The organism is Halomonas sp. Y3 (assembly GCF_024137965.1).
GTDB classification, from domain to species: Bacteria; Pseudomonadota; Gammaproteobacteria; order Pseudomonadales; family Halomonadaceae; genus Halomonas; species Halomonas mongoliensis.
The window spans coordinates 1920661-1943330 of sequence record NZ_CP099975.1; the positions used below are offsets into that span (position 1 = coordinate 1920661).

Consider the following 22670-nt stretch of genomic DNA (forward strand, 5'->3'; position numbering starts at 1 on the left):
ATCGGCAAGAGTTATTTTCTATCGATATGCGATAAATAATGGAAAGGACATCCCGCGGAGAGCTCCCTTCTGCAGCGTGGCGGTGGACGTCTTTAACCACGGGGGGCCATAGTTAAAGCCGAGTTCGACATAGCCCCGGTGGCCCGGGGCTATGTCGCGGCCGCCGCAGAGCTGGGCGTGCCGGAAGGGCGCCTGACGGTGCTGGACTGGCCCACCGATACCGGCCTGGAAGCCCAGGCCGTTCGTGAGGCCCTGGGCGAGGGCGCGCGGGTGGTGCTGGTGACCTCCGCCTCGCATATGCGTAAGCGCTCCACAAACCCCATCTTCTGGCGATGACTAGTGTCCGTCAGACTGGTGTCATTCGATAGCAAGGAGGACACCATGACCGACCTGACCTCGACACAGGCCTACTGGCTGGGCCACCTGTTCCATGCCTCTTCCCGGCAACTGGCGCTGAGTGAATACGCCGAGGAGCAAGGACTGGAACTGGCGTCACTGCTGGCGTGGGAGCAGCGCCTGGAGGTACAGGGCGTGCCCGTGCCACCTCGCCACCGGCCGCTGCGCTTCGTCGCCGTGGAGGTGGCCCGATGATCCGGCCGGACACCCGGCTGCGCGTCTACCTGTGTCGCGAGCCGGTCGACATGCGCAAGCAGATCGATGGACTGGCCCTGCTGGTTCAGGAGGCCATGGAGCTCAACCCCTTCGAGGAGGCGGTCTTCGTGTTCGGCAACCGCCAGCGCGACAAGGTGAAGCTGCTGTTCTGGGAGCGTAACGGCTTCGTGGTCTGGTACAAGCGCCTGGAGCGGGAGCGCTTCAAGTGGCCGGACCGCCTGGAGGGCGACACCGTCACGCTCTCGGGCCAGGAGCTGAACTGGCTTCTGGATGGCTATGACCTCAGCGCCATGCGCCCCCATAAGGCCTTGGATCTTCAAGCGGTTGGCTGATTTTCTGCTGCTTTCAGCGGCGCCGCTTGGTAAAATGGCGGCATGATCTCACCGGCCTCGACACCTTCCGTCAGCGTCTCCCAACTGCAGCGCCAAGTGCGCGCTCAGCAGGAGGAGATTGCGCGTCTTCATCGCCTGATGGAGAAGAAGGAGGCTCAGTGGGAAGCCGCCAAGCAGTCCCTTTTTGAGCAACTCAAGCTGGCCATTGAAGGCCGGTTCGGTCCCTCTACCGAGAAGTACCGCGTCGAACAGGGTGATCTGCTCATCAACGAGGCCGAGGTGGCGGTCGATGAGGAAGAGGCCAGCGCCCAGGATGACACGGCTGACGCGCCGGCCGACCCCCACCAGCCGGCCAAGCGCCGTACCCGTGGCGGCCGCGTGGCGTTACCCCCCGAACTGCCCCGCGTCGAAGTGATCCATGAGCTCCCCGAGGATGCCCGTCATTGCCACCACGACGGCACCGAGCTCAAGGAGATCGGCAAAGAAATCAGTGAGGAACTGCACGTCGTGCCGGCGCGGATCGAGGTGATCCGCCATGTGCGCATCAAGTACGGCTGCCCAGACTGTGAAGAGGGCGTGCAGATCGCCCCGGCATCGGCCAAGCTGCTGCCCAAGAGCAATGCCAGCCCGACCCTGCTCGCCTACGTGGCCACCGCCAAGTACCAGGATGCCTTGCCGCTCTATCGGCAGAGCCAGATCTTTGCCCGGCACGGCATCGAGATCCCGCGCAACACCCTGGCCCGCTGGATGGTGCAGGTCGGCGAGCGGCTGATGCCGTTGGTCGAGGCCCTGCGACAGCACCTGCTGCAGGCCCCGCTGATTCACATGGACGAGACCACGCTACAGGTCAACGCCGAGGCCGACCGACCGGCGAGCTCAACGTCCTACATGTGGCTGCAACGCGGGGGGCCACCGGGCCAACAGGTGGTGCTGTTCGACTATGATGCGAGCCGAGCCGGCCGGGTGCCCGTGCGCCTGCTGGGTAACTACGCCGGTCGCCTGGTCACCGACGGCTACGAAGGCTATGCCGAGGTGGTGCGAAAGAACGGCATCACCCATGCCGGCTGCTGGGCGCACGCCCGTCGCAAGTTCGTCGAGGCCCAGAAAGTGCAGCCCAAGGGCAAGACCGGCAAGGCCGACTGGGCGCTCAACCAGATCCGCAAGCTCTACGCCGTGGAAACGCAGGCCAAGGCCAGGGAAAACGCATGAAAAACCGCTCTATGACGGGCTTCGTGGCGCTTTACCAGTAGGAGCTAATGTGGTCATCTAACGACTTTTGCTCATGGATGACCTCATGCTGACACCATCGCTTATGCACCATTTATCGATCGTTCCCGACTTCCGCCAGGCCTGGAAAGTGCAGCATCAGCTGTCGGATATCCTGTTCCTGACGGTCTGTGCAGTGATCTGTGGTGCCGAGGGTTGGGACGAAATCGAGGACTTTGGCCACGCGAAGCTCGATTTTCTCCGTCAGTACGGCGATTTTGAGGCTGGCGTGCCCAGCCATGACACCTTGGCCAGGGTCATGGCCCTGGTGAATGCCGAGCAGTTGCAAAGCGCATTCGCCGAGTGGATGAAGGCCTGTCACGATGTGACGGAGGGCGCGGTGGTGGCCATCGATGGCAAGACGCTGCGAGGGTCGTACTGCCGAGGGAAGGGCAAAGGGGCGATACACATGGTCAGTGCCTTCAGTGCGGCGAATGGCGTGGTGCTGGGCCAGGTCAAGACGGCGGAGAAATCCAACGAGATCACGGCGATTCCCGAGCTACTCAAGCTTCTCAATCTGCAAGGTTGCTTGGTGACGATCGATGCCATGGGTTGCCAAAAGAAGATCGCCACTCAGGTGCTGCGGAAGGGCGCCGATTACCTGTTGTCGGTGAAGGAAAATCAGCCAGCCCTGGCGGATGCCTTCGAGGCAGCGTTTCCCATGCCCAAGGTGGTCAACTTTGAAGGGGATGCGTATGTCACGGACGAGAAGAATCGGGGCCGGCAAGAGACTCGATACCATATTGTCAGCGAGGTTACTGAAGAATTTCAGGAGCTTAGCTATGAATGGCCAGGCCTGAAAACGGTGGGCGTGGTGATGAGTTTCCGCCAGGAAGGCGATGAGGTGCCAGAAGCCCCGATGATCCGCTACTACATCAGCTCTGCCGAGCTGAGCGCCAAGAAGCTCGCCGAAGCGGCTCGCCAGCATTGGTTTGTCGAGAATAAGCTCCACTGGTCCTTGGACGTCGCGCTCCGCGAGGATGCTTGCAAAATCCACCGCGGTCAGGCGGCGGAAAACCTCGCCAGGATGCGCCATATCGCCTTGAATTACCTGAAAGGGGAGAGCCGTTTCAAAGGCGGCATCCGGCGAAAGCAGAAGAAAGCGGCACTGGATGAGACTTACCTCGCAGACATTCTCGCGGTGTAGGGTTTTTCATGCGTTTTCCCTGAGGCCAAGGCCCTGGAGCCCAAGGCGCGTCAGGCATTGCGTGATCAGAAGAGCCGCCCGCTGATCACCCAGCTGCGCGCCTGGCTCGACAAGTCGCTGACCCAGGTGCTGCCGAAGAGCGCGCTGGGCCGGGCGCTGCACTACCTGGAGGGCCAGTGGCAGCGCCTGACCCGCTTCCTCGATGACGGGTTGATCCCGCTGGACAACAACCCGGCCGAGAACGCCATTCGCCCCTTCGTCGTCGGCCGCAAGAACTGGCTGTTCAGCCACACACCGAGCGGTGCCCAGGCCAGCGCGGCAATCTACAGCCTGATCGAGACGGCCAAGGCCAACGGCCTCTCGCCCTACGAGTACCTGCAGTTCGTGTTCGAGACCCTGCCAACTCTCGGCGAGGATGACGACCTCGGCACGCTGCTGCCCTGGTGCTGGAAAGAGACTCTACCGGTCTAGCTCAGGCCGCAACAGGTGGGGTTGGTGGAGCGCTTACGCATATGCCGCGCTCCATGCGTCACTTCCGACAGGCTGGCCTCAAGCCCCTGGCGGCGCCCACCCACTACCTGACTCAGCCTGATCAAGCCGGCCAGCTTCGCCACTGGGTGCCATCGGCCACCCACCTGCGCAAGTCGGAGCGGGCGTTGTATGAGGCGCTGGGCCTGCTGGCCGTTGGCTGGGAACACGAGGGTTAGCCCAACCGATAGGCTCTCAGGACTCTTGCGGCTGAGGTGCATCCGGGAAAGCGCGCCGGGCCAAGCGCAACGTTCACCCTCGGTTGTTTGGGGACCTGGTCATTGCGCGACTGTAGTTTTCAAACTACAATTGCATCATGCTCGATATTAAACAAACAGACACGTACCGAAAATGGGAGCGTAAGCTGCGAGATCAACGCGCCAAGGCGCTGATTGCAGCGCGTGTTTTCCGCCTCGCCAATGGCTTGCCAGGGGATGTCCAGCCTGTAGGGCAGGGCGTCAGCGAGCTACGCATTCATCATGGTCCTGGCTATCGTATCTATTTCAAACAGCGCGGCAGCGAAATTGTCATCCTTCTGTGTGGTGGCGACAAGAGTACGCAGCAGCGCGATATCGAGACAGCACAGCGTCTTGCAGCAGAGTGGGAGGCCTTATGAGCGACAAGATTTTTGACTACGACCCGGCAGCCGCCCTGGAAAGCGAGGAAGCGATTGCGGTATTTCTGGCGGATGCCCTGGAAACAGGAGACTCCGCCTACATTGCCAAGGCGATGGGTGTAGTAGCACGCGCCAAAGGCATGAGCGAGCTCGCCCGGGAAACCGGACTTTCCCGTGAGCAGCTGTATCGCTCTTTCAGTGAGCAGGGGAATCCCACGCTGAAAACCATGCTGGCCGTGATGCGAGCCCTTGGCGTTGACTTGACGGCTCGCCCGCACGAGCCGGCTGCTTAGTGGCTCGGAGCAATATCCGGGTTAAGTGTCTGACCCTGAACAGGGCCTCGCCGCTGGTGCGGCATCTTCCAGCTGCTTGCCGGCAAACTCGAGCAGCTGCTGGTATTCCTTGCGGCTGATGATGCCGGCCACAATCGAGTCGTCGAGGTTCAGGTAGTCATGCACCAGGGCGTTGCGCAGCCCGATCACCTTGTTCCAGGGGATATCACTGTCGTCGTATCCCAGGCTGCGCAGCTTCTCGAAGGCCTTGCGCGCATCGCTCGGTACCACGCTACCTCGCGACTTCAGGCGCTGCTTGGCGATGCCGATGCACGCCTCGGTGAGCAGCTGCAGATTGCGCTCAGCCGCGCGGTGGAGCAGAGGGCTCAAGCCTGGCGGCGACAAGGCGACCTGATGGAGCTGCTCGAGCTCCTCTGCCAAGGTGGCGAAGTGCTCGCGCATGGCATCGATGTATTCCTCTTCCACGCCCAGACTCCCTTCGCTATCAACCAAAATGCCGGTGATGATACTGATGATCGAGCTCCCACATCGAGGTGATGCGGTTTTCCTCGCGGATCAGGCGCAGGCGGTCGTTGGCCTGGAGTACCTGTCCGGTGCGGATCACGACATGAGCGAGAGGCAGGGGCGCCAGGTTGATGTCGATGATGGAGAGCTGCTCATGCGCCAGGCCCAGCTTATCCTGCCAGGCTTGTGCCAGGAGCTCGGGACGCAGCCGGCGCTCCAGCGGATCCTGGGGAAAGTCCTGAAATGCCACGGCGAGGTCGTAGTCGCTCTCCGCCGATTCGGTGCCCTTGGCACGGGAGCCGTAGAGCCACAGCACCGCGATATCGTGCTCTGTAGCGGCCAGATCAGCCAGACGATGCAGGACGGTTGACGGTTCGGGCATTCGGCACTCGTCAGTGAAATATTACCGCCCCAGTGTACCACCCCGTCGAGAGTGGGCCACTGCCCGCCGTTCGCTGCAGGCCTTCCGGCTGGCGGGGCGCTCCCAGCGTTATGCGTGCTGAAAGGTCAACCGCTGTGCCCCCATACGATAAAGTCGGGGTTGAGCACACGCTGCGGTGTGGCGTAGCAGAGAGAGTCTCCGGCAAGGTTGGTGATTCGACCGCCGGCCTGTTCGACCACGGCCTGGGCCGCGCCGGTGTCCCACAGGCAGGTCGGGCCGAAGCGCGGGTAAGCATCGGCGGCGCCTTCGGCCACCAGGCAGGACTTGAGCGAGCTGCCGACGGGCTGAAGGGTGTGGGGGCCGAGCGTTTCCAGCCAGCCGGCGAGGGCCGGGCTGGCATGGGAGCGGCTGCCCACCACCCGCCAGGTGCTACCGGGCGCGGGCTTGCCGGCTACCCGGATGGGCAGGCACTCGCCACTCCTGCCTTTTCCCCACTCGACCTTGAAGGCGCCCACGCCCTCGGCGGCCAGATACGACACCTCTAGCGCCGGGGCCACCACCACGCCCAGCACGGGTCTGCCGTTCTCGATCAGGGCGATATTGACGGTGAACTCGCCGTTGCGCTTGATGAACTCCTTGGTCCCGTCCAGGGGGTCCACCAGCCAGTAGCGGCCTTCGGCATCGGGGCCGGCAAAGCCCGCCACGTCCTCCTCGGAGAGGATAGGGAGGCGCTGGGGCAGGGCGGCAAGGCCGGCCATGATCAGCCGATGGGCGGCCTGGTCGGCTTCCGTCAGGGGGCTCTTGTCCGCTTTCTCCTCCACCGAGAAGCCGCGGGCATAGATGGCCATGATGGCCGCGGCAGCCTCCTGGGCGATGCGTTCGGCGGCAGTGAGCAGGTCGGTAAGGTTTGGTGTCATCGTGGGTGCCTGAAGGTCGGAGAGTTCTTGTACCCGATATTCGCCTGCGTATCGAACTGCTCGACACCGACCCGCTGGTCTGGCGCCGGGTGGTGGTGCCTGAGCAGATTAATCTGCACCGTTTCCACGAGCTTATCCAGGATGTGATGGGCTGGGGAGACTGCCACCTCTATGAGTTCGAGTGCAACGGTCGCTACTACGGCGAGCCGGACGAATGGAGCGACCGGTCCATCGCCCTGGCGCGCAATGCCAAGCTGAAGGCGCTGGCGGCGCGCGCCAAGGGTGGCGCCTTTCACTATCTCTACGACTTCGGTGACGGCTGGGAGCATCGCATCGTGATCGAAGCGACAGGGCTGAAAGAGACCAACCCCTGCCCGCGGCTTATCGATGGCGCTATGGCTTGTCCGCCCGAGGATATCGGCGGTACGGTAGGCTATGCGGCCTTGAAGGCAGCGGCGGCCGGCGAGAAAGACTCCTATGGCCAGGAGCTGCTGGAGGCGCTGGATGGCGAATTCGACCCCGAAGCGCTGGGCGAGGAGGAGATCGCCGACATGCTCGAACCTTTTCAGGCCGGTTTTCGGCGCTTCGGCAGCGCGCCCCGCACGCCACGCCCGGCCCGGGAGCAGCTCCTTGACGTGGAGGCATCGCTCAAGGCCCAGGGCATTCACAGCATCGAGGAGCTGATGCAGGTGCTGCAGGGCGAAATCGACAAGAATCGTCAGTGAACGACTCGCGAAGACGGAGCCAGTACACTGCGCAAGGACAGACTCACGCTATCAGGCGCACTGCGCCTTACGACCACCGAGAGGCACTAAAATGAGTATCGAACCCGAACTGATACAAAGCCCTCTGAGCCAATCCATCACGCGAGATGGTCACGCCTTGCAGGTTGATATTTACCGACTGGAGGATGAGTGTCAATGGCCATCAGAACTGACCCACCAGCGGTCAACAAAATTGACCCACCCGTGATCGTCAGCTGAGCGTCTTCTGCTTCAGCCGGTAGCTCTCCCCGCCGAGCAGGTAGAGGTGCGAGTGGTGGATGATCCGGTCGACAATCGGCACCGCCACGTTGTCGTCGTGGAAGAACTCCCCCCAGCTGGTGAAGTCCTTGTTGGTGGTGATGATCAGTGACCGGTGCTCGTAGAACCGGTTGATCAGCTGGAACAGCGCGTAGCGCGCCTGCCGGCTCATCGGCAGGTAGCCCAACTCATCGATCACCAGGGCGTCGACCTTGGCGAGCTTGTGCAGCGTCTTCTTCAGCTCGCCCTTCATTTCCGCCAGCTCCAGTTCCTCGACCAGGTCCAAGGCATTGCGGAACAGCACCCGGTAGCCGGCCTCGATGGCCTTCTGCCCGATACCGATGCTCAGATGGGTCTTGCCCACCCCCGGCGGGCCGATAAATACCAGGTTCTCGCGGTTGTCGAGGAAGGCGAAGTCCAGCAGGGCGTTAATCTGGCGCTTGGTGATGGTGGTCTGGTGCCGATAGTCGAACCCCTCCAGCCGCTTGTCGCTGGGGAATCCGGCCTGGCGCCGGTAGAGGTCGATACGCTTTGCCTCGCGGGTCTGGCGCTCGTGCTCGACCAGCATGTCGGCGAAGGCCAGGTAGGAGACCTCGTTGGCCTCGGCCTGGGCCAGCAGCTCGGTGAGGCCGCCGGCGATGGCGCCCAGCCGCAGGCTGCGGTAGCGCCCGGCGGTCAGCTCAAGCTGCCCCATGGGTCACCTCCTGCTGGCCGCTGGAGTGGCCAAGTCGGGCGTACTGAGCCAGCTCAGCCGGCGTCGTGTGAGGTCCGGCGGGGGCGTCACCGTCGTGATCCCGGCCTCTCGCCGTGGCGAGTCGGGCCGCCGCCAGCCGTTCCTTGAGGCCACCGGCGGTGAGGCGCTCCCGGGTGACCCAGTCAGCGATTAGCGCCAGATCCAGCTGAGGCTCGGCCTCCAGCACCTGCCTGGCGCCACGCAGCTGGTCCTTGTAGTGATGCGGTACGCTATGGCGCAGCTTGTCACAGAGTTGCCGGCCCAGCGACTCGCCGAGGTGGCGGGCGATAGCCTGCTCCAGATCGGTCTCCTGCTGGCGGAGATCGCGGTAGTGGTTCTCGTTGCGCAGCGTGCGGCCCTTGCCCAGGTGAAGGGCATGGGTGGCGATCTCATCGCCACTCTCCAAGTCGTGGATCGCCAGGCGGTTTTCCGCTTCCCGGACCCCGACTCGGCCCTGCTGGTAGGGCATCGGCACCGAGTACTTGTTGGCCTTCCAGGCGATCAGCCCGGTCTTGTCGACTCGGCGCGGGGCCAGGCCGTCGGCATCGCGGCCCACGCAGGCTGGGGTCAGGTAGGGGCGCAGGTGGCGCCGCTCCTCGGCGTCGAAGTGGGTCCACGGCTGCTGGCCGGTGGTGCCGTGAGTGCGCACGTTGGCGACCTCGTCGAGCCACTGGCGCACGTAAGCGCGCAGGTCGGCCTCGTCGCGGAACACCTCGCCATAGAAGGCATCCTGCTTGGCGTACTTCACCCCGGCCTCGACCTTGCCCTTGCTCTCCGGGTCGTAGCCGCAGCAGGCGCGGATCCGGAAGCCGGCGGTGGTGGCGTACTCATGGAAGCGCTGGTTCACCTCCAGCTCGCGGAACTGCTCGCTGATCACCACCATCTTGGTCTGGTCGTAGACGCACTCCTCCGGCAGGCCGCCGAAGTAGCGGAAGGCCTCGTCGTGCAGACGGATGAAAGTGACGGTATCGAGCGGCGACAGGCTGACGCCGACATAGGTCAGGCGCGAGTAGGAGAGCACGAACACCACGAAGTACAGGGGGCGCGACTCTCCGCCGATCATCACTTCGCGCAGTTCGCCCGGATCCACCTGGCACTGTACGCCGGGGACCATATCGAGCACCGGCTCATAGTAGCGCCGCTGCCGGCTGGCCACCGTGCTTTTTACCTGCTGTACGTAGCGCCGCAGGGTGCGCTCCGAGACCGCCAGCTCGCCGACCTTCTCGCGCAGCTTGCGGGCCACCTTGACGCTGCTCAGCCGGGGAAAGGTGCGCAGCAGGTAGACGATGTAGTCGCGGTGGGCGTCGAGCTTCTTCTCGCGCTCGCGGTTCGACTGCGCCGCCTCGATGGTGGCCTCGTCCTGGCGGAGGTACTTGCGGACGGTGTTGCGGGAGATGCCCAGCTCCTGGCCGATGGCACGGATCGACAGGCCTTGTCCTTCATCGTGTAACGCTTTGATCTTGTGAATCATTCCCCAGTCCTTCACATCTCCGTCCCGACCCTTGGCTGAGCCGACACGGTAGGTGGATGGTGGCAGCGCTGCCACCTCGGGGGTGGGTCAAAAGCGTTGGCCGGTACTGGGTCAATTTACTTGGCCATTAACAATGAGGTCGACTGGGTGCTGGAAGTGGTCAATGAGACTGGCACTTCGCATGTATGGGACGACCGCTTCGCTACCGATCAGGCTGCCTTGGACGCGGTACACGAGGCGATCGATGAGGAAGGAATCAACGCCTTTCTGGACTGAGAGCGAGTCGTACCCCTGAAGAGCAATCGGATAGGACATACGGCAGCGACGAATTGTCTACCACTCTTCCCGACCAACATCCGGCATGGCCCGCCACTGGCGTAGCTCCTCGGAGTCGGCCGCGCTCGGGTCGCATTGGGCCAACAGCTCGTCGAGCGAGTAGGGGCGTTGTGCCGCCGAGCGTGGCTCTTCCAGCAGCACTGCATGCTCGCCAAGGGACTTGCGCAACCACGCGGCTACGGCTGCTTCGACGCGATCGTTCTCCTCGGGGTCTACCAGAGCAACTTGGTTGCCCTGTTGGCGCAAGTAGAAGGCGGCAGGCACCGTGATGGCGTAGCCGCCGCGCACATAGGCGACGATATCGCCGCTGAGCTCTGGCAGGTAGGCGCGGCCGCTCTGCAGGCATGCTAGCGCCTCGCGAAATGTTGCCACGGGCTCGGGGAAGGTAACGTGTTCTGGTCAAGTCAGAGCGGACACATTTTCAAGCTGCAACTGCCAATTCAATCTCCCTCGGCGTCTGATAGCCCAGGGTCGAGTGGAGCCGGCAGCTGTTGTACTCCATCTCGATGTATTCGATCACGTCCCGCCGTGCTGCCCGGCGGCTCCCGTAGCGCTGGCCAGCCAGCCATTCGCTTTTCAGTGAGCCGAAGAAACGCTCCATGACGGCATTGTCCCAGCAATTGCCCTTGCGGCTCATTGAGGCCTGGAACCCGTGCCGATCCAGCGCGGCTCGGTAATCTCGTGACGCATATTGACTGCCGCGGTCGCTGTGATGGATCAACCCGCTGTTGGGCTGCCGACGACCCACGGCCATCTTCAAGGCATCCAGGACCAGCTGCGTGCGCATGTGGTCGGCCATCGCCCAGCCCACCAACTGCCGGTCGTGAAGGTCGAGCACCGCCGCCAGATAGAGCCAGCCCTCCAGCGTCCAGATCGCCGTGATATCAGCCACCCAAACCCGATTCGGTTCCGTCACCATGAACTGCCGATTCAATAGGTTGGGCGCCACCGGCAGGCTGTGCTCACTGTCGGTTGTATGGCGCCAACGGCGCCGCTGACGAGCCTCGACACCCGCCTCCCGCATCAGGCTGCGAGCTTGGTAGCGGCCCACAGCGTAGCCGCGGCGTCGCAGTTCTCTGGCCATCCGGCGGCTTCCATAGCTGCCACGCTTCTGGCGATGAATCTCTCTGACTTCGTGGTGCAGGGCCTGGCGCTGCCCGTCAGGGTCACGTTGCCGCCAGGCATAGAAACCACTCCGGCTGACCTGCATGACCCGACACAATACGGCCACGGGATAGGTGGCCTTCTCCGACTCGATGAACTGGTATCTCAGCTCGACTCTTTGGCGAAGAAGGCCGCCGCCTTTTTTAAAATATCCTTTTCAATCTGAAGCTTACGAACTTCTTCGCGGAGCTTCTTGATCTCGGCGTCGCGATCGTCCTCTTTCCGCGCCGGAATGCCAGAGTCCTGCTGACGGTGCTTGCGGCACCAACGGTCCAACAGGCTACGGTCAACCCCCAGCCGCCGGGCTGCCTCAGATACGGCATACCCCTGTTCGGTCACCAGGCTCACCGCATCCGCCTTGAATTCATCGGAATACCGACGTCGAGTCTTCTTGGTCATGAACACCTCCATGGCCTCCATTATGAGGCTTATCGGGGTGTCCGCTCCAATTGGACCACTTCAAACGGGCCGGTGAACACGCCTTTCGCGGAACCCTCTGGCCAGCGACATTAGGTGCCCACCTATTAATAAGTGGACACCTACCATGACTGACTTAAGCGTGCAGGAAGCCCCTCGGAAGCGTCGTCGCTTCACCGCCGCGTTCAAGGCCAGAATCGTCGAGGCCTGCCAGCAGCCCGGCGCCTCCGTGGCCGGGGTTGCCCTGGAGCACAGCCTTAATGCCAACCTGGTCCACAAGTGGATCCGCACCGCCCGTCAGCGGACTGCCGCGCCAGAAGCACCGGCGTTTGTGCCGGTGCCCATGTCCAGCACCTCATTACCGGTCGCTCGCCAGAATCAGGTGGCGGACTGTATTCTCCTCACGATCCCGCACCCCAACGGCCCGCTGGTCATCGAGTGGCCTGCCTCGGAGGCCGACGCCTGCCGATCTCTGATCCGAGAGCTGCTCGCATGATCCGCATCGACGAGATCTGGCTGGCCACCGAGCCGCTGGACATGCGTGCCGGCCCGGACACGGCCCTGGCCCGCGTGGTCAAGGTGTTCGGCGCGGCACGTCCGCACTGTGCCTATCTTTTTGCCAACCGTCGCGGCAACCGTATGAAGGTGCTGGTGCATGACGGCCTGGGCGTCTGGCTGTGCGCCCGGCGCCTGAACCAGGGCAAGTTCCACTGGGCAGGCAATTGGCACGGTGATCGCGTCGAGCTCTGCCCTGATCAGGTGACGGCGCTGGTTCAAGGCCTGCCCTGGCAGCGTCTCGGCGCCGGCGGAGTGATCTCGATGGTCTGATCCCTCAGGCTGGGAGCGGCATAGAATTTCCCACCTCGCTATTCGCGGATGCGCCAATCCCGCTGTCAGCGGTGGGCTGGCATACTCGACGGATGACCATGCCGACCGATCTGTCCCAGCTCACCCCCGATCAGCTCCGCCACCTGGCGGCCACGCTGATGTCTCAGGTGGAAGAAAAGGACAAGGCGCTCCGACACAGTGAGCAGGTCAACCAGAAGCTGACCTATGAACTGGCGCTGCTCAAGCGCCACGCCTTCGGCAAGCGCAGCGAGCAGCTCAACGTCCTGCAGATCAGCCTGCTGGAGGAGGTGGTGGATGCCGACATCGCCGCCATCGAGGCCGAGCTGGAAGACCTGGCGCTGACGTCTCCCGCACCGGCGGCGAAGAAGGCCCCCAAGCGTGCCCCGCTACCCAAGGATCTGCTGCGCATCGAGATCCACCATGACCCGGATAACGAGCACTGCGCCTGTGGCTGCCAGCTGCGGCGGATCGGCGAGGAGGTCAGTGAGAAACTCGACTACACGCCGGGCGTGTTTCACGTCGAGCGTCATATCCGTGGCAAGTGGGTCTGCGACCAGTGCGAGACGCTGACCCAGGCGCCGATGCCGGCCCAGATCATCGACAAGGGCATCCCCACCGCTGGCCTGCTGGCCCAGGTGTTGATCGCCAAATATGCTGATCACTTGCCGCTCTATCGCCAGGCGCAGATCTTCAGCCGCGCCGGTGTGGCGATTCCGCGCTCCACCCTGGCCGAATGGGTCGGCATCTGCGGCGTGCGGCTCCAACCGCTGATTGATGCCCTGCGTGACCTGCTGCTCCGCGAGCCGGTGCTGCATGCCGACGAGACGCCGGTGCCGATGCTGGCCCCGGGCAAGAAGAAGACGCACCGCGCCTACCTCTGGGCCTACGCCACCACGCCCTACGCCGGGTTGAAGGCGGTGGTCTACGACTTCAGCGAGGGACGCGGCGGGCAGCATGCCCGCGACTTCCTCGGCGACTGGCGGGGCAAGCTGATCTGCGACGATTACAGCGGCTACAAGCAGAGCTTCGCCAACGGCGTCACCGAGATCGGCTGCATGGCCCACGCCCGGCGCAAGTTCGTCGACTTGCACGTGGCCGACAAGAGCCAGATCGCCGGCCAGGCCATCGAGCTGATCGGTCAGCTCTACCAGGTGGAGCGCGAGGCCCAGTCACTGAGCGCTGAAGAACGCCAACAACTCCGAGAAACCCGGGCGAGGCCCATCGCTGAGGCACTGCACCGCTGGATGTTGGCTCAGCGAGAGAAGGTGCCGAACGGTACAGCCACCGCCAAGGCGCTGGACTACAGCCTGAAACGTTGGGCGGCGCTGACGCGCTACCTCGACGACGGCGGGTTGCCGATCGACAACAATCGGGTCGAGAACCTGATTCGCCCCTGGGCGTTGGGTCGCAGTAACTGGCTGTTCGCCGGGTCACTGCGCAGTGGCCAGCGCGCCGCCAACATCATGAGCCTGATCCAGTGCGCCAAGCTGAATGGCCATGAGCCCTACGCCTACCTGAAGGACGTGCTGGAACGGCTGCCGACCCAGAAGGCCAGCCAGCTCCACGAACTCCTGCCGCACAACTGGCAGCATACCGGCTGATTACTGACAAGCGGTGATGCTCGGCCGGTTACCGGGGAAGCGGTCGCGGAGATCGAAAACGCGATAGGCAAATATTGCTTCCAGCGGATCAGGTGTCGTTGTCATGGCGGGCTCTCCGTCTCGATATCGAAAGCCACGATCTGTCGCTGCTCTCGGGAGAACTCCACCCCGATCAGATGAATCGGTTTGCCGGCGGCGCGGTACTTGTCAGCATAGCCGCGGGCATGTATCTGATCCAACGCCTTGCCTTCGGGCAGCTGCTCCACCACCTTGAACTCGAACAGGTAGAGATGGCCGAAGGCCGCCACGGTCATGTCGACCCGGCCATGGTGGCTGGCGTCTTCTACGGTGATATCGAGACCCAGTGCAGCGAAGTGGCTGTAGAAAACGCTGGCGTAGTGACCTTCGTACTTGGCGATCGGATTATTACGGTACCAGTCGTGGGGCAGGCTGGCGAAGAGAGCCTTGAGGTGGGCTTCCAGGCCTGGCAGGTTGTTCTGCTGCAGTTGCTTGAACAAGCTACGGCGCTGAGTCGGACCATCCTCCACGCCAAGGGCGGGCAATAGTGCGTGGTTCAGGCTGGTCTCTACCTTACGGTTAGGAAAGCCGAGCGTATACTGGCGATAGCCCAGCATAGGCTCCTCGACATTCCGGATGGTGAGATAACCGGTCTGAAAGAGCAGGGCGTCGGTGCTGATGTCATCAACATCGAACTGACTGAGCAGTTCGTACTCCGTCTCCCACTGCTCCAGCTGAGGCGTAAAGACTCCCCGCTGCCTGAGGATATCCACCAGGAAGGTAGGCGTGGCGCTTTCAAACCAGTAGGGGCCGAACTCGCGATTCTGGAGCAACAGCAACACATCGAAGGGGTTGTAGACAGAGGTAATCCCCTGTCCACCCCAGCGATAGCCGTTGTACCAGGTACGGATCGCGTTCCGGTTCAGCTCGGGAAGTTCCGGAGCGAATATTGTATCGATGTCGGCATCGGTGTAACCGCAGATCGTTGAGTATTCCGGCAGCAGGGTGATGTCGCGCAGGTTGTTCAGCCCCGAGAAGAGACTGACCTTGCTGAACTTGGAGACACCGGTGATCAGCACCAGGTGCAGGTGCGGATCCGCATCCTTGATCACGCTGTAGAGGTTCTTCAGCCCCTCGCGCAGCTCGCGGGCTCGTTCGGGCTCAAGGATATTATCGAGGATCGGCTTGTCATACTCGTCGATCAGCAACACGACCGGCCGGCCGGTGGTCTGGTGCGCTAGCTCCAGCAGGTCAGAGAACTCGCCGGGAATATCTGCCTTGGGGGTGGTCGGTAGGTCCAGGTACTCGCGGCTCTTGCGCAGCTGGTGGCGAATGCGCTCGTCGAGTTCCTCGCGGTTGCGCATGACGCCGCTGCCGAAGCTCAGCCTGACCACAGGGTGCGTCTGCTCCCAGTCCCAGCGATCGTGGAGGTAAAGCCCTTCGAACAGCGCCTGGCGCCCCTCGAACAGGCAGCGCAGGGTGTCGAGCAGCAGGCTCTTGCCGAAACGCCGGGGACGCGAAAGGAAGTAGTACTTGTTCTGCTGGACCAGGCGCTCGATCACCGGGGTCTTATCGACGTAGTAGTAGCCCCCGTTGATGATCTCGGAGAAGGTCTGAATCCCGATGGGCAAGCGTTTCTTCCCGGTGGCGGACAAGGCAACCTCCTGTCGGCGAGCAGCATGGGGCTGAGTATTGGGCTGAGGATAGCATGCGGGGCGCTGCGAGCGGCGGGGCAGGGCTGCTAAAAAAGCAAGCAGGGCAGGTGCCCCGCTTGCCCGGTGCCGCCAGGATATTCCTGTCCGATCCCGACGTCCCGATCGCCACCAACTATCTGGAACGTAGCTTGCGCTGCATTCTCGGCTGTACGCGGTCACGCTAGAACCGCAACCCAACCTCTAGGCTGCCGCTACGGCCTGCTGTGGCTTTGCTAGAATAGTCACTGGTGCTGTAGTCCACGCTGTCGTTGAACAAGTTGAGCACCTCCAGCTGGACGAACCCATGGGCTCGGCTCAGGAGGGGCGGCTCCCAACGCAGGCGGGTATCCACCGTTATCAGAGCATCGAAGTCGACATCTTCATAAATATCATAGAGGCGTCCTGTCTCCGGATCCTGATAGTCCTCGAAGCTGTCTCGCGCGACACTTCCGCCCTGACGCAAGTTGAAGAAATTTGACCAGGCAAGGTGCCAGTCAGGGACATGCGTCACGGTCTGAAGACGAACGTCGACCGGGATATTAAAGTCCCAGGCAGGCAATTCGTCCTTATCGATTACTTTTCCCTGATAGTAGACAGGATCCTTTTGCGGCTCGAGGTCATAACCGCCGCTGCCTTGATAACTGCTGCGATGGGTCTCTCGATAGCTGATACCCAGGGAGGCGTGGTTGAGCGTGGCGCCAAGCTGCCAAGGGCGTGCCATGGCGATATCAAGAGTGAGGCTGTCGGTGCTGCTGCGGCCATCGTTGCGGTAGTAAATCAGACCATCCTCCTCTTCGACTCGCAGGATTCCGTCACGGCTCTCACGATTCACGAACTGTAGCCTCATATGGAAAGGCCCCATCTGCTGCAGCCAGCCGACCATCAGCTCGTCGGAGTAGGGAGTGTCGAGGTCGCTGATGCCTGACTCGTCATCATAGTCTAGGGTCCTTAACACACCGCCATCCGGGTCGAAGAAGCGAATCTCTCGCCAGCTGGAGATGGCGTCGTTCAGCTTGTAGCGGAAGAAGTTGCGGCCGTAATAGCGGTTGGCACCAGCGACGAGCCGTGTGCTGCCGTCGCCAAAGGTGTCCCATTCGGCCTTGAAGCGCGGAGCGATATCGACATTGTCCATGTAGCCGTTCCAGTCGGCGCGCACCCCAGTGGTGAAAGTCCAGTCACCCAGTGCTATCCTGTCTTCCAGATACCAGGCTAGGTCGTTATAGGTTAGATCAACCTTCCCGGCATAATAATCATGGGCGGCCGAAAGATAGGCATTTCCTTGTCCATCACAGCAGCGGTACATTTCTCCAGAGACATCGTTCGGGCGCTCGTAATAGCTCTGCGTGTGTCTAAGCTGGGCACCGATAGTCAGGCGATGCCTTGAGCGGCCCAGTGCTAAATCGTTGAAGCGCAATTCAGGGGCTAGCCTGGATAATGCATCAGACATGAAAAAGGTGTAGTGGCATAGTGAATCTGGCCACCTGATTTTGAGTGTATGATCACTCCCATGGATAGTCAGGTGCAGATGATGACGAAGAAGAGAACATTCAGCCCAGAGTTTCGTTTGGAGGCGGCCCAGCTCGTGGTCGATCAGGGTTACACGCTCAAGGCAGCGTGTGAGGCCATGGGTGTTGGCAAATCCACCATGGAATATTGGGTGCGCAGGTTGCGGGCTGAGCGGAAAGGCAAGGTACCGCTGAAAGGTGAAGCTATGACGCCGGAACAGCGTGAAATTCAGGAGCTGAAACGCAAGCTGCGTCGGGTGGAGGAAGAGAAGGAAATATTAAAAAAGGCTACTGCTCTCTTGATGTCGGACTCCCTGAGCAATTCTCGATAATCGAGCGACTTGAAGAGAGCTATGCGGTGCAGCACCTGTGTCAGGTGTTTGGGGTGCATCGCAGTAGCTACCGGGCCTGGCGTGACCGGGATAAAAGGCCCTGCGAGGCTGAGCAGAAGCTGCTGGACCAAGTTGTCGAAGCACATGCCGTCAGTAACGGTTCTGCCGGCGCTCGCAGCATTGCCAAAATGGTCACGCAAGCGGGTACGCCGCTGAGTCGTTACCGGGCCAGCAGGCGGATGAAGCAGCTGGGGCTGGTGAGCACGCAGCCGCCAAGCCATGCCTACAAGAAGGCTGATCAGCCGCATTTGGATATCCCGAACCTTCTCGATCGCAAGTTCGATGTCAAGGAGCCAAATCAGGTATGGAGCGGCGACATCACCTACATCTGGACAGGGGCTCGCTGGGCTTATCTTGCTGTGGTCATCGACTTGTATGCGCGTAAACCTGTAGGCTGGGCACTGTCGTTGTCTCCGAATACGGAACTGGTGAAGAAAGCGCTAACCATGGCCTATGAGTCGCGTGGAGAGCCATCGGGGCTCCTATTTCACTCAGACCAGGGCTGTCAGTATACCAGCCTGGCATTCCGACAGATGCTCTGGCGGTACCAGATGACCCAGAGTCTAAGTCGCCGCGGAAATTGCTGGGACAACGCCCCGACAGAGCGTTTTTTCAGGAGCTTCAAGTCGGAGTGGATGCCAGAGATTGGCTACTCTGATGTTGCCATGGCGAAGAAGTCGATCACTGACTATATGCTCGGTTACTACAGTAGCCTAAGGCCGCACAGGCATAACGATGGACTGCCGCCGAATGTGGCAGAAAAGAACTACTGGAATGCTCAAAAATCAGTGGCCAAAAACACTTGACCACTACAAGGCGGCTGAAAATCGGTTATAATTCAAGCTCCTACACAAGAATCAACCGCCTCAGCCGCCATGACAAAATGTACCATGCCGTCCGCCTCCTTTCCACGCTGCAGAGGTCGTCAGATCATCGCCCGTTTTGATGGCGGTGATGTCACTTCTGACGGCGGTATCCTGCTGCTGCGGCAGCTCGATCGCGAGATGGGCCTGACCCTGAGGCCTCCCCACGAATCATACGGTGACCGCCCGTTCGGCTTCTTGTCGCATCAGCCGGAGGAGCCTGTCCATTCGGCCCGCTGGATAGCGGGCCAGAATGGCTTCGCAGCCAAGCCGCCACAGCGAGAGGCTACGCCGTGATCGGCGCGTGTTGCTCTGATAGGCCGGCGCCTTCCCCGCTTGATCGAGGGATAAGCCGCTAGCCAGGAGTCGAAAGCTAGCCAGCATGGCGATGAGCAGCAGGATCTCGATGCGGCGTGCGCATCGGGTGCCATGCAAGTTGAAGGCAAATCCGAAGCGCTCACTCTTGATATCCCGAAACCCTTCCTCGATTTCCATGCGCCTGCTGTAGAGCTGTACGACCTTGGCGGCGGTATGGTGGCGGGGTGTCAGATTACTGACCAGCACCCAGGGTTCTCGATGCCCCTTGGCCACCTTGCGGCTTCGAGCGGCGCGTGACGCCCTGCCGTTCTTGTTGCGGTCTTTGCGCCCTCGGTAGGGGGCGCGGTACAGGTACAGGTGGGTCGCCAGTGACCGTGTCTTGGCCAGTGTGACGGAACCGCGCGCTGCTGGTTCGCGTGTCGCCAGCGGAAACAGTGATTCCAGGCGGCGCCAGTCGGATTCACCGTCGTGCCTCAGTTGAGTTGCCCCACGCACCCGGCCGACGTAGTACCAACCATACGCCTCGACAGCCCGTAACCAGGGCGTCTTGAAGCCGGCATCGGTGACCAGAATCGGCGTGGTCTGCGGCGGCAACATCCACGCCAGGTCAGCGAGGAGTGCTTTCTGACAACGGGGGCAGGCGTCCTTGTGGTGCACACGTTCATAGATCGGAAACGATCGCTTCCCGAAGGGGATCGCGGCACGCAGCAAAAAATGCTGCCCGCGGTCGTCGATCGGTGACCAATCGACTAGGATCACCGGATATCGCTGAGTGCCTACCAGCTGGCGAGCGACGTCCGCATAGAGCCATCGCCGCTCACGTTGCAAGTGAGGGTTGCCCAACAAACGATCGACACACTTGATCGCGTGCTTGGGCTTCGCCTGGCGCGGGAGCTGACGGCCGATTGCCGTCAGGGACAGCCGTTGCCCCATCAATAATGCCTCGACGCAGGTGGCCAGGGCATTGAAGCGTGTGGCATGCAGCAGGGAGGCTGAAGTCATCAGAATCTTGTGCAAGAATCGGGATGTCTGCATGGGCTCCTCGGCATATTGTTGGTTTGGCGATTAACAACATGCCTGCCCATGCAGACTTTTTTCAACCCTAATATTCTGATTTCCCTATGTTATTCGTGGGGAGGCCTCAGGGCCTGACCCGCGCCGTCGCTCGCCGACTCAGCGACGAGCGCGACGCTCAGCGCTGCCTGCACCGCACCGAAACCCTGGTCCGGCAGCGCATGTTCGGCCTGGCACTGGGCTATGAGGATCTCAATGACCACCATGCGTTGCGTCACGACATCGCCCTGCAGACCGCCGTCGATACCGATGGCGTGCTCGCCAGTCAGTCCACCTTGTGCCGCTTCGAGCAGCAAGCTGACCGGGACTGGGCGATCACCATCCACGAGGAGATGATCGAGCAGTTCATCCGCTCGTTCCGGCGGCCACCCAAGAAGCCGCTCTACCTCGACTTCGATGCTACCGACGATCGGGTGCATGGCCAGCAGCTCGGGCGGCACTTCAACGGCTACTACAACCACTACATTTTCCTGCCGCTGTTCGTGTTCTGTGGCGACCAGCTGCTGGTCAGCTACCTGCGTCCGGCCTCGCTGGATGCCGCTCACCACGCCGGTGCCATCCTCGCTCTGCTGGTCCGTCGGCTGCGCCAGGCGTGGCCTGAGGTGAAGATCGTCTTCCGAGGCGACAGCGGCTTCTGCCGTCCGCTGATCCTCAACTGGTGTGACCGCCACGGCGTCGATTACATCATCGGCCTCGCCGGCAACAAGCGCTTGGCCAAGCTGGCTCTGAACATCGACTACGCGTCGGCCATCCGCTTCGAGAAGACCTGGGAGAAGGAGCGTGTCTTCGGCTTCATCGAGTACGCTGCCAAGAGCTGGAAGGAGCGTCGACGAAGGGTGATCGTCAAGTCCGAGACCAGCCGGCGTGGCTTCAACACCCGCTACGTGGTCACCAGCCTGCGCGGCTGCAGCGCCGAGTGGCTCTATGACCACCGCTACTGTGCCCGGGGCGAGATGGAGAACCGCATCAAGGAGCAGCAGTTCCTGTTCTCCGACCGCACCAGCTGCCACGAGTGGTGGCCCAACCAGTACCGGCTACTGCTCTCGGGGCTGGCCTATCTGCTCCTGGAGCGACTGCGTCGGATTTACCTCAAGCGCACCGACTTCGCCCAAGCCCAGGTCAATACCATCCGCCTGAAGCTGCTGAAGATCGGCGCCGTCATCACCCGCAACACGCGCACGATTCGGCTGATGTTGAGCAGCCAGTACCCGGAGCAAGACCTCTTCCTGAAGCTGGCTGGCAAACTGGTGCCTGGGTAGCGCCGCGGCGTGCTGTCCCCGGCACAGAAAACACATGGGGGTTGGGGGCAGTGCGTCCTGAGCGCAGAAAATTGATCAAGAAATAGCCAATCTCAAGCCCGGAGCGCCATCGTCTTCACCGAGCCTGAGATCTGGGAGCCTCTGGCCGGCCAGATGCAATATCCGGGCTAGCCAAGACCGATAAGCCCGAGCTGCAGCACCGTCCCGCTCGACCGCGCGCCAAGGAGGATGAGCAGGACCAGCACAGCCAACTGGCTGCCAGCGCCAAGGTCTGAAGCCATCATACGCTTGATAAGCAGCCCCGCCTGCATCGGGGCTGCCCGCTTCATGTGGATCTGACGTAACAACATGAGAGAGCTCCCCCCATGACACCCATCAAGACCCTGATGAGTACCGCCGTGGCGGCCTCCCTGGCCCTCGGCGCCACCACCGCCCAGGCTCGCGACTTCCGCCTGGGACTGATCACCCCGCCCCAGCACCTCTGGTCCACCGAGGCCGTGGCCTTCGCCGAGAGCCTGCACGAGCGCTCCGGCGGCGAGCACAGCGTCAGCGTCTACCCGGCCCAGCAGCTCGGCAACGAGGCGCAGATGGTCCAGCAGCTGCAGACCGGCGCACTCGACATGGCCTTCCTGACCATCGCCGAGATCTCCAACCGCATCCCGGACTTCGGCGCCCTCTATGCCCCCTACCTGGTGGACGGCGTGGATCACGCCGCGGCGCTGCTGCGTTCCGATACCGCCGCCGAGCTGCTCGAGCTGATGCCCGCCGAGGTGGGCCTCGTCGGGCTCGGCTACGGCATGGTGGGCATGCGCCAGGTGCTCTCCCGGGCACCCATCGAGAGCCAGGCCGACATGCGCGGCCAGCGCCTGCGCATCACCCCCTTCGAGCCGATTCGCGACTTCTACACCGCCACCGGGGCGGCGCCGGCGCCGATGCCGCTGCTCGAGGTCTATGACGCCCTGGCCAACGGCCAGGTGGACGCTATCGACATGGATTTCGATTCGATCCTGATCCTCAAATTCCACGAGCAGGCCCCCAACCTGCTGATCTCCAACCATATGATGTTTCCCATGGTGGGCGTGGTCTCGGGGCGGGTCTGGCGCGAGCTTTCCGCCGAAGACCGCGAGCTGATCGAGACCACCATGGCCGAGCACCTGGAGAACGTGTTGAGCGGCTTCCAGGCCATGGACGCCGCCCAGGAGAAGGAGATTCGCGAGCTCGACCTCAATATCGTCGAAGCCGATGCGGCGTTCTTCAGCGATGCCATCGCCGAGTGGGAAGCCACCTGGGGCGACAAGGCCCCGCGACTGACGATGCTTCGCGAGGAAGCCGACCGCCTACGTGAATGAGGGTGACG

The 22670-nt window shown here is 62.2% G+C and carries 26 protein-coding genes and 3 pseudogenes; 18 read left to right on the top strand and 11 right to left on the bottom strand.

Annotated elements, in window-relative coordinates:
- Positions 1-138 precede the first annotated feature (138 nt).
- From NHL60_RS09100 to NHL60_RS09140, 9 genes and pseudogenes are all read left to right on the top strand, one after another.
- Positions 139-336 (top strand): ElyC/SanA/YdcF family protein, encoded by a 198-nt coding sequence (locus NHL60_RS09100; RefSeq protein ID WP_301271103.1) that lies wholly within the window; start codon positions 139-141, stop codon positions 334-336.
- 45 nt (positions 337-381) lie between these two features.
- On the top strand, positions 382-591 hold the full coding sequence (locus NHL60_RS09105; protein ID WP_169957623.1) for a hypothetical protein: 210 nt from the start codon (positions 382-384) through the stop codon (positions 589-591).
- On the top strand, positions 588-944 hold the full coding sequence (gene tnpB, locus NHL60_RS09110) for an IS66 family insertion sequence element accessory protein TnpB (RefSeq protein ID WP_253445286.1): 357 nt from the start codon (positions 588-590) through the stop codon (positions 942-944). The genes NHL60_RS09105 and tnpB (NHL60_RS09110) overlap by 4 nt, the downstream gene beginning before the upstream one ends.
- 42 nt (positions 945-986) lie before the next feature.
- Positions 987-2138, top strand: a pseudogene (locus tag NHL60_RS09115) (IS66 family transposase); the annotation flags it as partial.
- Positions 2139-2238: 100 nt separating this feature from the next.
- Positions 2239-3357, top strand: coding sequence for an ISAs1 family transposase (locus NHL60_RS09120; RefSeq protein ID WP_253452053.1), 1119 nt, complete (start codon positions 2239-2241; stop codon positions 3355-3357).
- 21 nt (positions 3358-3378) lie between these two features.
- Positions 3379-3828 (top strand): annotated as a pseudogene (locus NHL60_RS09125) (transposase); the annotation flags it as partial.
- Between the two features lie 41 nt (positions 3829-3869).
- Positions 3870-4064: a hypothetical protein gene (locus tag NHL60_RS09130; protein WP_253451616.1), complete on the top strand. Its 195-nt coding sequence runs from the start codon at positions 3870-3872 to the stop codon at positions 4062-4064.
- A gap of 137 nt (positions 4065-4201) precedes the next feature.
- Positions 4202-4501, top strand: a complete 300-nt coding sequence (locus tag NHL60_RS09135) for a type II toxin-antitoxin system RelE/ParE family toxin (RefSeq protein WP_253451618.1) — start codon at positions 4202-4204, stop codon at positions 4499-4501.
- A complete protein-coding gene (locus NHL60_RS09140; protein ID WP_253451620.1) occupies positions 4498-4794 on the top strand; it encodes an addiction module antidote protein in 297 nt (98 codons plus the stop codon). Before NHL60_RS09135 ends, NHL60_RS09140 begins: the two co-directional genes overlap by 4 nt.
- Before the next feature lie 21 nt (positions 4795-4815).
- Here NHL60_RS09140 and NHL60_RS09145 read toward each other — a convergent pair whose 3' ends face one another.
- From NHL60_RS09145 to cysQ, 3 genes are all read right to left on the bottom strand, one after another.
- Positions 4816-5259: a DUF86 domain-containing protein gene (locus tag NHL60_RS09145; protein WP_253451622.1), complete on the bottom strand. Its 444-nt coding sequence runs from the start codon at positions 5257-5259 to the stop codon at positions 4816-4818.
- Between the two features lie 19 nt (positions 5260-5278).
- Entirely contained in the window at positions 5279-5680 is a 402-nt protein-coding gene (locus NHL60_RS09150; protein ID WP_253451624.1) for a nucleotidyltransferase domain-containing protein, read from the bottom strand.
- A gap of 125 nt (positions 5681-5805) precedes the next feature.
- A complete protein-coding gene (gene cysQ, locus NHL60_RS09155) occupies positions 5806-6597 on the bottom strand; it encodes a 3'(2'),5'-bisphosphate nucleotidase CysQ (protein WP_253451626.1) in 792 nt (263 codons plus the stop codon).
- Between the two features lie 5 nt (positions 6598-6602).
- Here cysQ and NHL60_RS09160 point away from each other — a divergent pair, with 5 nt between their 5' ends.
- A complete protein-coding gene (locus NHL60_RS09160; protein WP_253451628.1) occupies positions 6603-7322 on the top strand; it encodes a plasmid pRiA4b ORF-3 family protein in 720 nt (239 codons plus the stop codon).
- A 250-nt stretch (positions 7323-7572) separates the two neighbouring features.
- On the opposite strand, the gene istB is transcribed toward NHL60_RS09160, so the two are convergent.
- A complete protein-coding gene (istB, locus tag NHL60_RS09165; protein WP_089680926.1) occupies positions 7573-8313 on the bottom strand; it encodes an IS21-like element helper ATPase IstB in 741 nt (246 codons plus the stop codon).
- A complete protein-coding gene (gene istA, locus NHL60_RS09170) occupies positions 8300-9823 on the bottom strand; it encodes an IS21 family transposase (RefSeq protein WP_183334547.1) in 1524 nt (507 codons plus the stop codon). The genes istB and istA overlap by 14 nt, the downstream gene beginning before the upstream one ends.
- Before the next feature lie 147 nt (positions 9824-9970).
- On the opposite strand from istA, the gene NHL60_RS19570 reads away from it, so the two are divergent.
- Entirely contained in the window at positions 9971-10099 is a 129-nt protein-coding gene (locus NHL60_RS19570) for a hypothetical protein (protein WP_301271104.1), read from the top strand.
- Positions 10100-10156: 57 nt separating this feature from the next.
- On the opposite strand, the gene NHL60_RS09175 is transcribed toward NHL60_RS19570, so the two are convergent.
- Both NHL60_RS09175 and NHL60_RS09180 read right to left on the bottom strand, forming a co-directional pair.
- A complete protein-coding gene (locus NHL60_RS09175) occupies positions 10157-10531 on the bottom strand; it encodes a hypothetical protein (protein ID WP_253451630.1) in 375 nt (124 codons plus the stop codon).
- Positions 10532-10580: 49 nt separating this feature from the next.
- Positions 10581-11722, bottom strand: a protein-coding gene (locus tag NHL60_RS09180) for an IS3 family transposase (protein ID WP_253451632.1) whose coding sequence is annotated in 2 segments (ribosomal slippage) — positions 10581-11470 and positions 11470-11722 — 1143 coding nt in all. Because the reading frame shifts where the segments join, the coding sequence is not laid out codon by codon here.
- 145 nt (positions 11723-11867) lie between these two features.
- On the opposite strand from NHL60_RS09180, the gene NHL60_RS09185 reads away from it, so the two are divergent.
- The 3 genes from NHL60_RS09185 to NHL60_RS09195 all read left to right on the top strand — a co-directional run bounded on the left by NHL60_RS09185 (position 11868) and on the right by NHL60_RS09195 (position 14190).
- Positions 11868-12236 (top strand): transposase, encoded by a 369-nt coding sequence (locus NHL60_RS09185; RefSeq protein ID WP_253451634.1) that lies wholly within the window; start codon positions 11868-11870, stop codon positions 12234-12236.
- The gene (gene tnpB / locus NHL60_RS09190; RefSeq protein WP_253451636.1) at positions 12233-12568 is read left to right on the top strand and encodes an IS66 family insertion sequence element accessory protein TnpB; all 336 of its coding nucleotides are present in this window, start codon (positions 12233-12235) and stop codon (positions 12566-12568) included. The genes NHL60_RS09185 and tnpB (NHL60_RS09190) overlap by 4 nt, the downstream gene beginning before the upstream one ends.
- Positions 12569-12660: 92 nt before the next feature.
- Positions 12661-14190 carry an IS66 family transposase gene (locus NHL60_RS09195; protein ID WP_253451638.1) on the top strand — a complete coding sequence of 510 codons (1530 nt, stop codon included), beginning with the start codon at positions 12661-12663 and terminating at the stop codon, positions 14188-14190.
- A gap of 101 nt (positions 14191-14291) precedes the next feature.
- Here NHL60_RS09195 and NHL60_RS09200 read toward each other — a convergent pair whose 3' ends face one another.
- Positions 14292-15839 carry an ATP-binding protein gene (locus NHL60_RS09200; protein WP_367399349.1) on the bottom strand — a complete coding sequence of 516 codons (1548 nt, stop codon included), beginning with the start codon at positions 15837-15839 and terminating at the stop codon, positions 14292-14294.
- 244 nt (positions 15840-16083) lie between these two features.
- Positions 16084-17316, bottom strand: a complete 1233-nt coding sequence (locus NHL60_RS09205) for a hypothetical protein (protein WP_253451642.1) — start codon at positions 17314-17316, stop codon at positions 16084-16086.
- A gap of 114 nt (positions 17317-17430) precedes the next feature.
- Here NHL60_RS09205 and NHL60_RS09210 point away from each other — a divergent pair.
- Positions 17431-18605 (top strand): IS3 family transposase gene (locus NHL60_RS09210; RefSeq protein WP_253446617.1). Its coding sequence is split into 2 segments (ribosomal slippage): positions 17431-17686 and positions 17686-18605, totalling 1176 coding nucleotides; the frame shifts between segments, so codons are not numbered across the junction.
- Positions 18606-18674: 69 nt separating this feature from the next.
- A pseudogene (locus tag NHL60_RS09215) lies at positions 18675-18815 on the top strand (IS1380 family transposase); the annotation flags it as partial.
- 18 nt (positions 18816-18833) lie between these two features.
- On the opposite strand, the gene NHL60_RS09220 reads toward NHL60_RS09215, so the two are convergent.
- The gene (locus tag NHL60_RS09220; protein ID WP_253443267.1) at positions 18834-20015 is read right to left on the bottom strand and encodes an IS4 family transposase; all 1182 of its coding nucleotides are present in this window, start codon (positions 20013-20015) and stop codon (positions 18834-18836) included.
- Positions 20016-20101: 86 nt separating this feature from the next.
- On the opposite strand from NHL60_RS09220, the gene NHL60_RS09225 reads away from it, so the two are divergent.
- The gene (locus NHL60_RS09225) at positions 20102-21313 is read left to right on the top strand and encodes an IS1380 family transposase (protein WP_253451644.1); all 1212 of its coding nucleotides are present in this window, start codon (positions 20102-20104) and stop codon (positions 21311-21313) included.
- 167 nt (positions 21314-21480) lie between these two features.
- Here the strand turns inward: NHL60_RS09225 and NHL60_RS09230 are convergent, their stop codons facing one another.
- The gene (locus NHL60_RS09230) at positions 21481-21663 is read right to left on the bottom strand and encodes a hypothetical protein (RefSeq protein WP_253451646.1); all 183 of its coding nucleotides are present in this window, start codon (positions 21661-21663) and stop codon (positions 21481-21483) included.
- A 15-nt stretch (positions 21664-21678) separates the two neighbouring features.
- On the opposite strand from NHL60_RS09230, the gene NHL60_RS09235 reads away from it, so the two are divergent.
- Positions 21679-22662 (top strand): TRAP transporter substrate-binding protein, encoded by a 984-nt coding sequence (locus tag NHL60_RS09235; protein ID WP_253451648.1) that lies wholly within the window; start codon positions 21679-21681, stop codon positions 22660-22662.
- Positions 22663-22670: the final 8 nt, after the last annotated feature.